The sequence below is a fragment of the Salinigranum marinum genome (assembly GCF_024228675.1).
GTDB lineage: Archaea > Halobacteriota > Halobacteria > Halobacteriales > Haloferacaceae > Salinigranum > Salinigranum marinum.
Map to the genome: position 1 here is coordinate 3,482,831 of NZ_CP100461.1, position 15,251 is coordinate 3,498,081.

The following is a 15,251-nucleotide window of genomic DNA, read 5'->3' on the forward strand; positions in this document are numbered from 1 at the left end:
CCACCTCACAGGTAGTGACACCAGCCATCGAGGTTGCAGACCTCCGCAAGCAGTACGGCGACGTACAGGCGCTGAAGGGCGTCGACCTCACGGTCCCCGAGGGATCCTTCTTCGGGCTTTTGGGTCCGAACGGCGCGGGCAAGACGACGTTCATCAACGTCCTCGTCGGACTCGTCCGCAAGAGCGGTGGCCGGGCCGAAGTGTTCGGTCACGACGTCGAAGCCGACTACCGGGGCGCGCGCGACCGCATCGGACTCGCGCCCCAGGAGTTCAACGTCGACCGGTTCTTCCCCATCCGCGAAGTGTTGGAGCACAAGGCGGGCTACCACGGCGTTCCCCGGTCGGCGGCCCGCGAGCGCGCCGAGGAGGTGCTGAAGCGCGTCGGCATCTGGGAGAAACGCGACACGCGCTTCGACTGGCTCTCCGGCGGGATGAAACGCCGGTTCGTCCTCGCCCGGGCGCTCGTCACCGACCCCGACCTCCTGATCCTCGACGAGCCCACCGCGGGCGTCGACGTTCAACTCCGAAGGGACCTCTGGGAGCTCATCACCGAACTCAACGACCGCGGCACCACGATCTTACTCACCACCCACTACATCGAGGAGGCCGAGCGCCTCTGCGACGAGGTGGCGATCCTCGACGACGGCCGCGTGGTCGAAGTGGCCAGCCCCGACGAACTGATGAACCGCGGGACCGACCGCGTCCGGGTCACGCTCCGCAATCCCCCCAAGAAAGTCCCCGACATCGTCGCCGGCAACGGGCAGGTCGAGGCCGTCGAACTCACCGACTCCGACATCGTCGTCACCGCCCGCCAGGGCGGCCTGCTCGCACCCGACCTCGTCCGCGAACTCGACCGCAAGGGTTTCGAGATCGTCGACATCGACATCTCCCGGACCTCGCTGGAGGAAGTGTTCGTCGAGATGACCAACTCCCAGGAGACGATCCCCGCGGGCGACGACGAGTCCGAATCCGAGTCCGAGACCGAAGTCGAAGTCGGGGGTGCCCGGTAGATGTCCGCCCTCGGCACGGTGTTGGCCCTCGTCTCGAGCGTCACGAGCGTCGGCTTTCGGACGCTGGCCCGCCGCGAGATCGAGCGCTTCCTCCGCCGGCCGAAAAACACGTTCGCCCCGCCGCTGATCACGAACGTGCTGTACTTCTCGGTGTTCGGGGTGATCCTCGGCGAGCGCATCAGCACGATCAACGGCGTCCCGTACATCCTCTTCATCCTCCCCGGGCTCGTCGTCCTCGGGGCGATCTCCAACGCGTTCGAGAACGCCTCCTTCTCCATCTTCCACGGCCGGTGGAACCGCTACATCGAGGAGTCGCTCACCTCGCCGCTGTCGTACTCGACGATGGTCGGGGCGTACACCGTCGCGGGGGCCGTCCGCGGGCTCATCGTCGGCGTCCTCATCGCGGTCATCGGCGCGCTCTTCACGCCGGTGGGGGTCGCCCAGCCGATCTACCTCCTGGCGTTCGCCCTCGTCATCACCCTCCTCTTCTCGTCGTTCGGCATCGTCGGCGGCCTGTGGGCCGACGACTTCGACGACCTCACCATGCTGAACCAGTTCATCCTCCGGCCGCTGGTGTTCTTCGGGGCCGTCTTCTACTCGCTCGGCGAACTCCCGGGGTTCCTCCGCACCCTGTCGCTCGCCAACCCCATGGTGTACATGGTCAACGGCGTCCGGTTCGGCTTCCTCGGGCAGAGCGAGGTCGACCCCAACGCCTCGCTCGTCGTGCTCTCGGTGATGACGGTCGTCCTCGTCGGCGTCAACGTCGCGCTGTTCAAACGCGGTTACGGGCTGACCGAGTGACCGCGTCTCCTCGGTGCTCGCCGATCGTGACCTCTCCGGTCACGTGTGGGTGAAACGGCTGTTTGACTCTCGCGAACCGATTTTTACGGACGACTCTTCGCTCGGGACGCATGGCATTCGACACGGATTCGAAGACGGCCGCGTACGTCGTGGCCGTCGTCGCAGCGATCGTCGTGAGCGCGGCCCTCGCGCCCGTGGTCTGGGACTACGGCACCCGCTCCGAGGGGAGCGTCGCTGTCGTCCCCATCACCGGCTTCGTCTCATCCTCTTCGGTCGATTCGGTGGCCGACGACCTCCGCGAGGCCCGCGAGAACGAGAGCATCGACGCCGTCGTCCTCAAAGTGGACAGCCCCGGCGGCAGCGCCGCGGCGAGCGAACGGCTCTACCTGGCGGTCCAGCGCACCGCCCAGGAGATGCCCGTCGTCGCCAGCGTCCAGTCGATGGGCGCGTCGGGTGCGTACTACGGGATGCTCCCCGCCGAGCGGGTGTACGTCACGCCCGCGTCGATGGTGGGGAGCGTCGGCGTCCGAGGGACGGTCCCGCCGCCCGCCCCGGGTTACGAGATCCGCTCGGGCCCCGACAAGGCGTCAGGGACGATGGACCAGCGGCGCGAACAGATCGAGACGCTCCAGCGCGCGTTCGTCGGCACGGTGATGAAACACCGCGGTGACGACCTCTCGATCTCCCGCGAGCAGGTCGCCCACGCCAAGGTGTACACCGGCGCGCGGGCGGTCGACAACGGGATGGCCGACCGCATCGGACCGCTCTCCGAGGCGGTCGACGACGCCGCCTCGATGGCGGGCCTCGCCGACTACGACGTGGTCGAGAAAGAACAGCCGCGGCGGGGTGGCATCATCCTCGCGTCCACGGAGAACGAGACGGTCGTGGTCGAACCCGGGATCGGCTACCGCGGCGTCGACACCACGCGGCTGTTGATGGTTCACGGCGAAGTGAACCTCGACGGGGAGGTGATCGCGAATGCGAGCGCGTGAGCTCCTCCGCGTCGGCGGCGTCTTCGTCCTCGTCGTCGGACTCCTCCTCGGCGGCACGGGGATCGCGGCGTTCGCGACCGAGTCGACCCCGGCGTACACGCCGGTCGAGAACGAGCAGTTCCAGCCGTCGGCGCTCCTGCCGGCCGCGGACGACGAGACGGGCACAGTCGAGATGGACGCGGCCGGCGAGAAGACGGTCGTCGTCGACATGGCCCACGGCAACGCCATCGACGAGTCCGATCTCGAACCGATGACGTCGGCGCTCGTCCGCAACGGCCACGAGGTGCGCGTCCACAGCCAGGGCGACCTGAACGCGTCGCTCCGCCGCGCGGACGCCTACGTCGTCGCCACGCCGCGACAGCCCTTCTCTCCCGACGAGGTGGCCGGTATCCGCGCGTTCGTCGACGCGGGCGGCCGCCTCCTGCTCCTCTCCGAACCGCCGAAGACCACCGTTCAGGGCGGCCTGTTCAGCGTCTCCTTCAGCACCGTCGGCGACACCCACACCGGCGTCGCCTCCGGCTACGGGCTCGGGTTCGGCGACGGCTACCTCTACGACATGGCCGACGACGGCCACTTCAAATCCGTCGCCGCCGAGCCGACCAGGAGTGAGGGCCTCGCCGCCGGCGTCGACCGACTCGTCCTCCGCGAGGCGGTCCCCGTCGCCGCGAGCGACGACGCCACGGTCGTCGCGAGCGACGCCGGCGAGACGACGCTCTCGACCACGCGCCGCGCCGGCGACCACGCGCTCGTCGCCCGCAACGGCGGCGTCGTCGCCGTCGGCGACACGGACTTCCTCCGGAGCGAGAACGCCGCGACAGCCGACAACGAGGTCTTCATCGGGAACCTCGCGGCGTTCCTCGTGAGCGGCGAGAAGACGCCCGGCGCACCGAAGCCGCCGGGCGAAGAGGAACCGCGGTCGCCGGGCGGTCCCGCCCCGAGACCCGGTCCCGCGCCACCGTCGGGCGGCGGTGACGAACCGGGGCCGACGCCGTCCCCCGCCCCGACGCCGGCGTAACGCGGTCGACACGTCTTTTTCTCCGCGGTCGGTCGACGGACGTATGACCGTTCTCGTCACCGGCGCCGCCTCGGGCATCGGCCGCGCGACCGCGACCAGACTCGCCGCGCGTGGGCACCGGGTCGTCGGCGTCGACGTCGACGCCGAGGGATTGGCGTCGCTCCCGCCGACCGTCGAGACCCGCGTCGCCGACGTGACCGACGAGTCACGCGTCCGTGAGGTCCTCCCGTCGGACCTCGACGCGCTCGTCAACTGTGCCGCGACGTACGAACTCGGCGCGGTCGAGGACGCCGACTGGGACCGGGTGGAAGCGCAGTTCCGCGTCAACGTCTTCGGGACGCTCGCGGTCACCCGGGCGGCGCTCCCGCGTCTCCGGGAGAACGGTGGCCGAGTCGTCACGCTCTCGTCCGTGCTGGGCCGGGCGTCGCTCCCCCTCCACGGCGTCTACGCCGGGACGAAACACGCCCTCGAAGGGATCTTCGACGCGCTCCGCGCCGAACAGTCCGCCGTCGACGTCGTCCTCGTCGAACCCGGCGCGGTCGGGACTGGACTGAACGAGCGGGCGAAAGCCGCGCTTCGCGGGTACGACGACTCGCCCCACCGCGCGCTGTACGACCGCGTCGACGCCCGCTACGACCCCGGCGGCGTCCCGCCCGAACGGGTCGCCCGGGTGGTCGTCGACGCGGTCGAGTCGGCGTCGCCAGCCGCGCGCTACCCCGTCACTGGACAGGCGCGGCTCCTCCTCGCCTGCCGGGCGCTGCTGCCGGAACGCGTCTACGACCGCCTCGCGCTCGCCCGCGTCCGCAACCCGAGCGTGCTCCGCGCCGCCGCCGCCCTGCTCGTCGACGCCGGCCGCCGTGCGCTCCGCCGTCGGGAGTAGCGCTCGGCCGGGTACACGCGGGGTATTTTACACCCGTGCGCTGAAGCGTGGGTATGCCGGCTCCGGATCTCGACCGTTTTTCGTCCCGTCGCTCGACCGTCTACGGCTCTCGTGGTGTCGTCGCCACCAGCCAGCCGCTCGCCGCCGAAGCTGGCGTCGAACTCCTCCGGACAGGAGGCAACGCCTTCGACGCCGCCGTCGCGACCGCCGCGGCACTGAACGTCGTCGAGCCGATGAGCACCGGCCTGGGCGGCGACGTCTTCGCGCTCTACCGGACCGCCGACGGCGACGTCGGCGCGCTCCGGTCCTGCGGCGGAGCCCCCGCCGCGGCGACCCTCGACGCGGTCCGCGAGGCGGTCGGCGGGGAGTCCGACGACGGCGCGTCGATGCCGTTCCGCGGGCCGCACACGGTGACCGTCCCCGGCACGGCCCGCGGGTGGGAGACGACGGTCGACGAACTCGGGCGACTGACCCTGGCGGAGTGTCTCGCCCCCGCCGTTCGGTACGCGACCGAGGGCTACCCGGTGAGCGAGGTCATCGCCGCCCAGTGGGACCACGGCGAGGACCTCTTCGAGGACGACGCCCGTGACGCGTTCCTGTTCGACGGTCACGCCCCCGACGTCGGCCAGCAGATCCGGCTTCCGGCGCTCGGTCGCACGCTCGAACGGATCGGCGAGGCGGGCGCGGACGTCGTCTACGAGGGCGACGTGGGCGAGGCGATCGTCGACGCCGTCCGGTCGAAGGGGGGCTTCCTCTCGATGGACGACCTCGCCGCGTTCGAGCCGGAGTTCGTCGACCCGGTCTCGACGACGTACAACGGCTGTGAGGTGTACGAACTCCCGCCGAACAACCAGGGGCTCGTCGCGCTGGAGGCGCTGAACGTCGCGAGCGAGGTCGGCGCGCCCGAGGCCGAGGGGGTCGAACGGCTCCACCTCCTCGCCGAGGCGACGAAACTCGCCTTCCACGACGGCCATCGGTACATCACGGATCCCGACCACGAGGAGATGCCGCCACTGAACTCCCGGTCGTGGGCGCGCCAGCGGGCGACTCGGATCGGCCCGGAGGCGACCGGGGACGTCTCGTTCCTGCCGCGGAGCCGCGCGGAGGACGCCGACACCGTCCTCCTCTGCGTGGCCGACGACGCGGGCAACGTCGTCTCGTACATCAACTCCCTGTTCGCGGGCTTCGGCTCCGGGCTCGTCGCGGGCGAGACGGGCATCGCGCTCCAGAACCGCGGTGCGTCGTTCTCGCTCGATCCCGACCACCCGAACCGGCTCGCCCCCGGCAAGCGACCGTTCCACACCCTGATCCCGGGGCTCCTCGACTTCGCGCCCGACGACGCGCGCGATGACTGGGCCGCCTTCGGCGTCATGGGCGGGTTCATGCAGCCGCAGGGACACGTCCAAGTCGTGTCGAACCTCGCCGACCGCGACCTGCCCGTCCAGCGTGCGCTCGACGAACCGCGGTGGCGCTACCGGGAGGACGGCACGCTCGCCGTCGAAGAGCGTCTGCCGGGGGCGACGAAGCTCGCCCGCCGGGGCCACGACGTCCGGGTGCTCCCGCCGGGCCAGTTCGGCGGGGCACAGCTCGCGCGGAACGACGACGGAACCCTCTCGGGGGCGACCGAGCCCCGCAAGGACGGCACCGTCGCGCCGTACTGAGGCGTCGGTCGTCCCTACACCCACACCCAGACGACATCGCCGTGGCCGGTCGCCGGCACGCCGACGTCGACCTTGATGTCGACGAACCAGACCGCGTCCGCGAGTTTGACCTCGGCCGTGTTGATCACGACCCGCTCGACGGCGTGGGTGTGTGTGGTGCCGTCCGCCTCTCGCACCGTCACCGTGTAGTGGTCGCGCGCCTCCGGCGTGATGACCGTCTGGACGTCTTCGTAGCTCACCGTTCCGTCCGCGAACCGGGCCGGCGTGGTCAGTGTGGTGTCGGACATGGTCTCGTCACGTAGCGGAAAGCGACCCCGCCCTCCGTCTCCGTACACCCTCACGTCGGACGGGAGTGACTTCACCAAGCGGTCGGTGTGGCCCCGTTAACCGAGGGTTTAACCGCGGGAGACCGCCGTCTCCAGTCGCCGTTCGAGCCCCGGCTGTGTGTCGGCGTCCCCCGATAACGACCCGTTATCGGCCCGCGGACCCCGCGAGCGGTGACGGGCGGTGGGTGACGCCTCGCTCGGCGCACGTTCCGGTCGGTCTCGCGTACGCCAGCGAGTGGACAGAGCCAAGTCTCTGCGAGGGGAGGAGCGAGCATGCGACAGTTCGTGGTCACGGGACACGACGCGCCCACGACGGCCGACTTCTCGCTCGACGACCTGCCGAGCGGGGCTGGGCGACTCGACGTCCTCTGTCGGTGCGTCGGTGCCGCGTTCTTCCTCTCGCACGCCATCCGCGAGGACGTCCGAGTGCATCTCGTCCTCGCGGACGCCTTCACCGTCACGTTCGACGGCCGGGAGCTCCGGCGACTGAACCCCGACGAGCGGAGCACGGCCGCGCTCGTCCGCGCCGCCCTGCAGGAACGCGACGAGGCGATCGGGCACATCCCCGCCGAGACGAGCCCCGGGGTCTCGATCCGACGGGTCGGCTTCGAGCAGACGCTCCGGGACGTCGCCAGCGAATCGACGGTCGTCGAACTCCACGAGGACGGCACGCCGGTCGTCGACATCGACCCCCCAGACGATCCGGCGTTCGTCCTCTCGGACCACCGGGACTTCTCGACCGCCGAAGCCGACCTCCTCGCCGACCTCGCCGACGAGCGCGTCCGACTCGGGCCGCGGGCGATCCACGCGGACCACGCGATCACCGTCGCCCACAACTACCTCGACACCGCGGGCTACGCGCAATACTGACGGACAGCGCCGGGGAGACGGCGGATCACAACTGTTAAACACGGCCCTGTCATGAGTGAGAGGTGCGGGCCGGTGGGGTAGCTTGGTATCCTTCGGCCTTCGGGTGGCCGTAACCGCAGTTCGAATCTGCGCCGGCCCATTTTCACCCCACTTCGCAACGACGAGCGACAGCGAGGAGTCCGTAGTGGGTGTGAAATGCACGCCAAGCAGATTCGGGCAGGGAAGTCGCAGCGCGAACGAAGTGAGCGACCGTCTTCCCGTGTTCGACATCTGCGCCGGCCCACTTCTCCCGCGTTCGCAACACGAAAACCGGCAGCGACGCGTGGCTCGCCGCAAACGGCACTGTCGACACGCTCCGTGAGGAGCGGGTCGTCACGAGTGCTGAACGGCCTCGGCACTCACGACTCACAATCTATCCATAGTGAATGTGTTTATATCGTCTATAGAGCCCGCTCGTCCCGTTACTGTTCGTCCAGCATCTGGATGCCGCGCTCCACGACCGCCTCGGTCACGAAGAGACTCGTCTCCTGCTGGAGTGCCCGCATACGGGAAGCCGACTCGTCTCTATCGAGCAATCTGCGGCCGTAACCGAGCGCGATGACGCCGATAGAACCGCGTACTTCGATACCCGCGTCGGATGCCGCCTTTCGGGCGGCGAGATCGTCGGTTAGGAGAACGACTCCCCGCTCTTCGGCGACTGCAATCGCGGCGCGTTCCCCGGCGTCTAACTCTTCATCCCTGACCCGGCTTTCATCGGCTTCGACGAGTTCGTACGAGAGGTCGGCCAATCCGTCCGGAATACCACCGGTGTCGACCTCCTTGTAAACCGTCTCTGGAATGAGGAGTGTGTCAAACGTCGCGAGCAGTTCGAGTGAATCGATTTCAGCTAGGTGAATGAGTGGCCCTGCATCAGAAACAGCCGCGAGTGTCACGCGTTCAAGCCCCAATCGACGTCTTCCTCGACAACCTCACGTTCTTGCTCTACCCGCTCGACTTTCGTCCGACCGACACGCTCGATTGCTTCTTCGCGGTCGAGTTCGCCGTCGAGGTACTGCGCGAGAACGAGGTCCTCCCACAGGTCTTCGAGGCCGCGTTCGAGTGCACGCTCGAACACCTCGGACTCGGGAAGTCCGCGAGCCTTGGCGATTTCTCGAACCCGGTCGGAAATTTCAGCGGCCATATCGCGTGATTGCTCGGCAACGTTCATAAATCCGTGTCCGCTCGCTCGGTGGGCAACTGACCGGGGCCTATGTCTACCGCGGCCAGAACCAGACACCATCAGAGATACGTTCTACCGTGAAAGATGGCGGCCTCGGAACTCACGACTCACAATCTATCCATACTAAAAAATTGCTGCGAGCTCAGGTCTGGCTCTGATAGAGGAGAACCAAGATGGCAAGTCCGATGAAGAAGTCTGGGAGAAACACGAACGCACCGATATTTGGGCGAGGGCGGAAGCCCAAGACGTTGTGTACTAATGGATTTGATGTACCCGCGTATAGAAGTAGCGCGAGGCTTAGCACAAGCAGGCTTGCTGTGTACTTGTTCGGAAGATCGCGATAGAGCTGCACGTAGATGACTGCGAGTGCCACCAGCAACAGGAGGTTCAGGGTTGTAAAGAAAACTTCCATCCGAATGAGCAGTTCAACCTGTGAAGACAGCGCCCTCGACGGAGGGCCATGAGATGGAATTGATGTGAAAAGTGAGACTAAGAGTGCGATACCACTCGCGATGGTCGCACTCGCTACTGTCGTTCCAAGTGGACTCTCAATCCAGTTACGAATCATCACCAACTCCGGCCTGTTCCGCCACGTCTTCCATGATATCGAGGTTGTTCATCATTCTGTCTGAGAGGAAGTACATCTGCCCGTAGTTGTCACCCTCCGTGATCACGATATTGCTCTCTTCGAGGATTTCGAGGTGGTGCTGCACTGTTTTGTAGTTCAGATTCAGGTCATTCGACAATTGATTGGTGTTTCGTGGCTGGTCGTTGAGTGCGCGGAGGATACGAAGCCGATTGCGGCCTCCACGAGACCCACCAATGAGCCACCAAAGCAACTGCCGCATCTATCGAGTATTCATTTGGTCGGTGCAAATACATTCTGTCTCAGTCCGAGCGACACTACTCCCCCGAATTAGTCACCAATCCAGGTGATAATTCGATCAGCAATTTCACCGTTATTATCGTCCTGCATCATGAGGTGTGTATTTCCGGAGATCCCGTCGTCCGGAAGACTAAGCAGCGTTGATGCGGGATTTGTCTCTCCTGCGAGATCTGCAGTTGTCCGGGTCGCTTCCTTGCGACTAGTCTGTCCACGCTCGCCGACGTAATCGCCATACACACCCATAAACGGTGCATTACCACCCATCTCCGCCACAGTTTGCGGGTCAGTCGGCGCGCCGACCGGTTCAACTGCGATGATCCGTTCGACGAGGTCAGGCACAGTCTGTGCGACTGCGAATCCGGAGCCACCACCTGCTGAATGGACGAGCAACACTGACGGGCCAACACGATTGAGAAGTGCCTCTAGGGCGGCAGTCTCCTGAGGTGATGCGAACCGACTCCCACCGCCACCTCCGGTAGTCGACCCAGTCTGGTTTCCAGTTGCTGTCTCAGTGGACTCCGCAGATGTGGAGTTCCGGTCGCCGCCACGTCCGCCAGTCTGGTTTCTACTTTGCCTACCGCTACCTCCGCCACCGGTGCTAACGTATGCGGGGAATGACGCAACGAGTTGGTCTACCGATTCGACCGGGTATCGAACGTCCTCGTACGGAGTCCCGGCTTCGGGACCGAATCCCCACGTCGGCCATGCTCGATCGATAGACCATCGAGAGAGTGACGCAGAGTCAGAGTTCTGGAGGGCAGCAGTATCTAGACCACCTGAATCGACGTTTCGAGGAGGGTTGAATACATACACTGGATGGCCAGCTTCGGCGAAGTACTCCACCCAGCCGCGTCGACCGTCAGGTGTCGTCCGGTAAATGTACGGTGACAACCCGAGGCCAGGCACCATTACCACGGGTGACTTGTCGGTAGCCGTACCGGGCCGTGTATATACGACTTCAGCACGTCCATCGATGACCGTACTACTGCTTGTATCTGCGTTGCCGACGTAGAAATTTCCGAACGTCGGAGAGTCGTTATTCTGTTGTTCGGATTGCGGAGTGTCTTCAGGAGAAGTCTGTGTACCTGTGTTCGATCCGCCACTGTCAGCTATGCTATTACACCCTGCGATAGTCGCAGCAAGTGCGACTCCGGTTGCACGAAGAAACGCTTTCCGAGAGATATCTGATGACATACAGATCGTACTGGCCAGTGAACTGACTTAGTCGATTGCCGAGATCGGCCACAGGTTAGGCACAAATTCATCCCAGTTCATACAGACGCCTGATACTGAGAAGACAGTAATTTAAGATAAACACTGTGTCGCTCAGGGCGTATGCATTGAGAGCGCCGGTCTCAACTTCTGGTATTGTCTAATAGTTCATCGAACCGAAATGAAAATGCAACAAGAAGATGGCGATTGGATTCACTTTCGCCGTGGTTGGCTGATCTATTTGTAACGGCCTGGCTCTGTTGAGACCCCCTTCTTCAGATAGGTTCTCGGGTGAAACAGCCGTTCAGTAGGTGTGCGAACCGACCGCTGGGTTTCCTACCAGTATCAGATGATGTTCAGAGCGCCGTGCAAGATGCAGGGCGCGAATCGGTCGTAATGACTAGCAGAAGTTGACCATATCAGAGTAGTGGGATCAAGTTGCTAAAATTTGTTTTTGCAAATCACGCTACAAAATATCAGATTAGAAATAATTTTTCTGTCGGCATACTCTTTCTAGTGCTGATGACAAACCGAACCACCCCACACGTGGTTGCAATCTGTGGCAGTTTGCGTGACGAAAGTCGGACACGTATCGCCACGAATGTAGCCCTCATAGCCGCAGACAAGGCAGGTGCGACGACGGAATTCGTAGATCTGCGGTCCTACGATTTGCCGAGTTTGAACGCTGTGAATACAGAGATCCCGGACGCTGAGGCCCTTCAGAAAACCATTAGTGGGGCTGATAGCGTCCTGCTCGGGACGCCCAATTACCACGGGTCCTACTCTGGAACACTCAAGAACGCGCTTGACTACTGTGGCCGTGACGAATTCGAGGGAAAGACTGTCGGTTTGCTTGAAGTCGCAGCGGGGGAGTTTCCTGGCTCGGCACTTACCCACCTTCGAACTGTCAGCCGAACGCTTCGTGCCTGGACCTTACCGACGGAGGTTGCGGTTCCCAACTCGCACGCACTGATCACCGACGATGGTATCAGCGACTCCGAGATCGCCGAGCGGACGCGCCGATTGGGGCAAGAACTCGTTGCTTATGCAGGCGTGTCGAATCATCCGGAACCGAACCAACAGTCAGTTTTCCATACAACCGACTGCGAGGCAGACGACTAATATGAAAGCGATTCAGCTCACAGAAACCGACGGAACAGACGCGCTGACTTACGAAAGTGTTCCACGTCCAAAGCCTGACAACGACGAACTACTAGTGCGCGTACACGCGGCTGGCGTGAATCCACTGGACTGGCTCATCTGCCGTGGCATCCTCCCGGAGTTACGCGACGAACCGCTGCCGTGGATTCCCGGCTGGGAACTCTCGGGCGTCGTCGAATCTGTTGGGGCGGACGTAACGAAGTTCGAACCGGAAGACGCCGTTTGTGGCATGGTTCGGTTGCCTGGTGCTGGCGGAACGTTCGCTGAATACACCACGATGACTGTGGATGAAGTCACAGCAAAGCCGCCGTCACTCTCGCATACCGAGGCTGCGGGCCTTCCGATGGCAGGCCAGACTGCCTTTCACGCGCTGTATCAGGCGAGCGAACTTGATGCTGGGCAACGCGTTCTCGTCCACGCCGCCGCCGGTGGTGTCGGCCATATAGCCGTCCAGTTCGCAACGAATACCGGTGCACATGTGATTGGTACTGCATCCGGGCGAAACGAACAGTTTCTCAGAGGCCTCGGTATCGATGAATTTGTCAACTACCGAGAGGAGCGGTTTGAGGACGTTATCGACGATGTCGATATTGTGTTGGATGCCATCGGTGGTGAGGTGCTCGAACGGTCGGTTGAGGTTGCCCAGTCAGGGGGCCTGATTGTCACACTTCCTGATCAGCCGGCAGCGGATACTATCGAACGATTCCAAGCCGAACACGACGTTGCAGTCCAGTTTTTCGATGTGCTTACCGAGTCAGACCCGGCGACACTTCAGTCGGTGACTGACCGGGTTGAGGGAGGGGTTCTCGAACCCACTATCAGTGGCAGCTATCCACTCTCCGAGGCACAGGAGGCACTCGATAAGAGTGCAGACGGCCATGTACGCGGGAAGCTGGTGCTTGATTTAACGGCCGAATGAACGGGACTGTTGTGGCGGAATGAGAGTCTGTCGAACTATCAATAATATTTCAAAAGCGAACTTGTCCAAGCCTTTTACCATCTTTAGCATCATATTCGGCATATGAATCGGCTTGAGGCCATGGAACTTGCTGAGGAATCGGAGCACTGTCTCAGGCCAGCCGAAGCGTTCGCGCTCATTGGGGACGAAACGCGAGTCGCAATCTTAGAAGCACTCTGGCAGATCGACGAACAGCCAGCGGAGTTCACCACACTCTACGAGATGACTGAGACAGACAATAGTGCCCAGTTCAATTACCACCTAGACCAGCTAACCGGGCATTTCGTCTGCAAACGCGATGACGGATACGAACTCCGGACTGCCGGGAAGAGAGTTATCCAAGCCGTGGTCGAGGGGTCGTTCAATGCCCACCCTGATATTGAGCCGTTCGAAACCGGGGATCAGTGTACCCAGTGTAGTGGATCACTCGTGGCGACATACGCCGAGGAGAAACTCGCGATAAGCTGTCCCGCCTGTGGTCGTACACATGGACAGTACTCGTTCCCGCCGGGTGGGTTGATCGGTCGCGACGAACAGGCCATCCTTTCTGCGTTCAACCAACGGGTGCGACATCTACATTGCCTCGCCAGAGATGGTGTCTGTCCCAAATGCAGTGGCCAGATGAAGACACGAGTCGCCCGGGGGGACGACTGCTTTCTCGATTCCGATCTTCGCGCCGAATATACCTGTAAGCAGTGCCAGCATAGCCTCTGCTCTCCAATTGGGCTAGTGCCGCTTCAGCCCTGAACTGCTAGATTTTTCTCCTCAGCGCACCTCTTAGGAGTATCAGACGTGTTCTGAAGTCCATCATGCCACGAACCAAACAGTACGTTGTCGATCTGTCTGCCGATGAACGAGCTGAACTCGAAGCGATGCTAGCGGCTGGAACGCACAAAACACGCGTTCTCACGCGTGCACGGTGTCTCTTGCACGCCGATGACGGCTTGACTGACAAGCAGGTCAGTCAAGCCGTCGGCTGTCACCCCGGCACGGTTGGACGCATTCGGAAACGGTACGTGGAGGACGGCCTTGCGGCGATTAATCGCCGCGAGGCCGACCGTGTCTACGAGCGTAAACTCGATGGGCGCGAAGAAGCTCACCTCATCGCATTGGCCTGTAGCGACCCACCAGAAGGACGCTCTCGCTGGTCGCTTCACCTTCTAGCCGAACACCTCGTTGCCCTCAACGAGATCGACGTCGAGTCGATCTCTCACGAAACCGTCCGACAGGTGCTAAAAAAACACGGCTACACCCTCACCGATCAGAATCGTGGGTGATCAAACCCGAACACAACGCCGCGTTTGTCTGTCGGATGGAAGACCTCCTCGACCTCTACCACGAACCGTACGACCCAGTTCGTCCTGTCGTCTGCTTCGACGAGAGTAACAAAGCGCTTCACAAGCACGTCCGTGACCCGCTCCCGGCCCGTCCGGGAGCGGTCGCTCGGTACGACTACACCTACGAACGAAACGGCACACGGAACCTCTTCATGATGAGTGAACCGCTCGTTGGCTGGCGACACGTCGAGGTGACAAAACGCCGTCGCAAGCAAGAATTCGTCCAGCAGATGCAGACACTTTCCGATGAGCACTACCCGGATGCCGAGTGCATCCGGGTGGTGCTCGACAACCTCGATACGCACAAAGCCTACGCGTTCTACGAATTTCTCCCACCGAAGGAAGCACGCCGTCTGCTTGGGAAGCTAGAGTTCCATTTCACGCCCAAACACGGTAGCTGGCTCAACATGGCCGAAATAGAGTTCAGCGCACTCACTACCGAATGCCTCGATCGTCGTATTCCCGACGCAGCGACCCTCCGTGCGGAGGTAGCTGCGTGGGAGCGCACTCGAAATGAGGATAACTCGGCCATCGACTGGCAGTTCACCACCGAGGACGCACGTATCAAACTCCGTCAGCTATATCCAACAAATCACGCTTGAAGCGGCACTAGTTCTCCTTGACGAGTCAGCGGTTATCTCGTTTTACCGAGACCACGGTCTCGATTTGCGGGCGACACCATACTGGCGGCTGGACTGGTGTGTGAGTGACGACTACACCACTGTCCAGTCGAACGACCCATGGGAGATTGCTGTTTCGATCGTTCACAATGCTGACACACTTACTGTCACTCTCAATAGGAATCTCGCCGTCACGGATATCAAACGGGATACGCCACGCTCTGTGTCCTGAGACCAGAGTGGTTGTGAATCAGCCGTTTAGATCGTCTCTACGCAATAGTACTCCGTGCTGAATTTAGCCTC

At 63.0% G+C, this 15,251-nt stretch carries 18 protein-coding genes and 1 tRNA gene; 13 read left to right on the forward strand and 6 right to left on the reverse strand.

The genetic code is table 11. The features are described from left to right. The first annotated feature begins 14 nt into the window (after positions 1–14). The 6 genes from NKJ07_RS17340 to NKJ07_RS17365 all read left to right on the forward strand — a co-directional run bounded on the left by NKJ07_RS17340 (position 15) and on the right by NKJ07_RS17365 (position 6,359). Positions 15–1,010 carry an ABC transporter ATP-binding protein gene (locus tag NKJ07_RS17340; protein WP_318568044.1) on the forward strand — a complete coding sequence of 332 codons (996 nt, stop codon included), beginning with the start codon at positions 15–17 and terminating at the stop codon, positions 1,008–1,010. Next, positions 1,011–1,811, forward strand: coding sequence for an ABC transporter permease (locus tag NKJ07_RS17345; RefSeq protein WP_318568045.1), 801 nt, complete (start codon positions 1,011–1,013; stop codon positions 1,809–1,811). Between the two features lie 110 nt (positions 1,812–1,921). Next, the gene (locus NKJ07_RS17350) at positions 1,922–2,803 is read left to right on the forward strand and encodes a S49 family peptidase (RefSeq protein ID WP_318568046.1); all 882 of its coding nucleotides are present in this window, start codon (positions 1,922–1,924) and stop codon (positions 2,801–2,803) included. Further along, the gene (locus NKJ07_RS17355) at positions 2,790–3,818 is read left to right on the forward strand and encodes a DUF4350 domain-containing protein (protein ID WP_318568047.1); all 1,029 of its coding nucleotides are present in this window, start codon (positions 2,790–2,792) and stop codon (positions 3,816–3,818) included. Before NKJ07_RS17350 ends, NKJ07_RS17355 begins: the two co-directional genes overlap by 14 nt. Positions 3,819–3,861: 43 nt before the next feature. Further along, on the forward strand, positions 3,862–4,698 hold the full coding sequence (locus NKJ07_RS17360) for an SDR family NAD(P)-dependent oxidoreductase (RefSeq protein WP_318568048.1): 837 nt from the start codon (positions 3,862–3,864) through the stop codon (positions 4,696–4,698). Between the two features lie 53 nt (positions 4,699–4,751). Next, positions 4,752–6,359 (forward strand): gamma-glutamyltransferase family protein, encoded by a 1,608-nt coding sequence (locus NKJ07_RS17365; RefSeq protein WP_318568049.1) that lies wholly within the window; start codon positions 4,752–4,754, stop codon positions 6,357–6,359. A 14-nt stretch (positions 6,360–6,373) separates the two neighbouring features. Here the strand turns inward: NKJ07_RS17365 and NKJ07_RS17370 are convergent, their stop codons facing one another. After that, the gene (locus NKJ07_RS17370; protein ID WP_318568050.1) at positions 6,374–6,646 is read right to left on the reverse strand and encodes a hypothetical protein; all 273 of its coding nucleotides are present in this window, start codon (positions 6,644–6,646) and stop codon (positions 6,374–6,376) included. Between the two features lie 312 nt (positions 6,647–6,958). Here NKJ07_RS17370 and trmY point away from each other — a divergent pair, with 312 nt between their 5' ends. Next, positions 6,959–7,555 (forward strand): tRNA (pseudouridine(54)-N(1))-methyltransferase TrmY, encoded by a 597-nt coding sequence (gene trmY, locus NKJ07_RS17375; RefSeq protein WP_318568051.1) that lies wholly within the window; start codon positions 6,959–6,961, stop codon positions 7,553–7,555. A gap of 66 nt (positions 7,556–7,621) precedes the next feature. Then, positions 7,622–7,694, forward strand: a tRNA-Pro gene (locus tag NKJ07_RS17380). Positions 7,695–8,016: 322 nt separating this feature from the next. On the opposite strand, the gene NKJ07_RS17385 is transcribed toward NKJ07_RS17380, so the two are convergent. From NKJ07_RS17385 to NKJ07_RS17405, 5 genes are all read right to left on the reverse strand, one after another. Then, the gene (locus NKJ07_RS17385) at positions 8,017–8,487 is read right to left on the reverse strand and encodes a PIN domain-containing protein (RefSeq protein ID WP_425504773.1); all 471 of its coding nucleotides are present in this window, start codon (positions 8,485–8,487) and stop codon (positions 8,017–8,019) included. Then, on the reverse strand, positions 8,484–8,735 hold the full coding sequence (locus NKJ07_RS17390) for a hypothetical protein (RefSeq protein ID WP_318568053.1): 252 nt from the start codon (positions 8,733–8,735) through the stop codon (positions 8,484–8,486). Before NKJ07_RS17390 ends, NKJ07_RS17385 begins: the two co-directional genes overlap by 4 nt. A 181-nt stretch (positions 8,736–8,916) precedes the next feature. Beyond that, complete coding sequence (locus tag NKJ07_RS17395) at positions 8,917–9,147, reverse strand: DUF8036 family membrane protein (protein WP_318568054.1); 231 nt, start codon at positions 9,145–9,147, stop codon at positions 8,917–8,919. A gap of 184 nt (positions 9,148–9,331) precedes the next feature. Further along, positions 9,332–9,622: a winged helix-turn-helix domain-containing protein gene (locus NKJ07_RS17400; protein WP_318568055.1), complete on the reverse strand. Its 291-nt coding sequence runs from the start codon at positions 9,620–9,622 to the stop codon at positions 9,332–9,334. 68 nt (positions 9,623–9,690) lie between these two features. Continuing rightward, positions 9,691–9,999, reverse strand: a complete 309-nt coding sequence (locus NKJ07_RS17405; RefSeq protein ID WP_318568056.1) for an alpha/beta hydrolase family protein — start codon at positions 9,997–9,999, stop codon at positions 9,691–9,693. A gap of 1,395 nt (positions 10,000–11,394) precedes the next feature. On the opposite strand from NKJ07_RS17405, the gene NKJ07_RS17410 reads away from it, so the two are divergent. From NKJ07_RS17410 to NKJ07_RS24460, 5 genes are all read left to right on the forward strand, one after another. Continuing rightward, the gene (locus tag NKJ07_RS17410; protein WP_318568057.1) at positions 11,395–11,994 is read left to right on the forward strand and encodes an NADPH-dependent FMN reductase; all 600 of its coding nucleotides are present in this window, start codon (positions 11,395–11,397) and stop codon (positions 11,992–11,994) included. A 1-nt stretch (position 11,995) separates the two neighbouring features. After that, entirely contained in the window at positions 11,996–12,952 is a 957-nt protein-coding gene (locus NKJ07_RS17415; protein ID WP_318568058.1) for an NADP-dependent oxidoreductase, read from the forward strand. Between the two features lie 102 nt (positions 12,953–13,054). Then, a complete protein-coding gene (locus NKJ07_RS17420) occupies positions 13,055–13,738 on the forward strand; it encodes a DUF7351 domain-containing protein (protein ID WP_318568059.1) in 684 nt (227 codons plus the stop codon). A 62-nt stretch (positions 13,739–13,800) separates the two neighbouring features. Beyond that, positions 13,801–14,930, forward strand: a protein-coding gene (locus NKJ07_RS17425; RefSeq protein ID WP_318568060.1) for an IS630 family transposase whose coding sequence is annotated in 2 segments (ribosomal slippage) — positions 13,801–14,236 and positions 14,236–14,930 — 1,131 coding nt in all. Because the reading frame shifts where the segments join, the coding sequence is not laid out codon by codon here. Further along, entirely contained in the window at positions 14,842–15,180 is a 339-nt protein-coding gene (locus NKJ07_RS24460) for a DUF7351 domain-containing protein (RefSeq protein ID WP_425504681.1), read from the forward strand. The genes NKJ07_RS17425 and NKJ07_RS24460 overlap by 89 nt, the downstream gene beginning before the upstream one ends. The last annotated feature ends 71 nt before the right edge of the window (positions 15,181–15,251 follow it).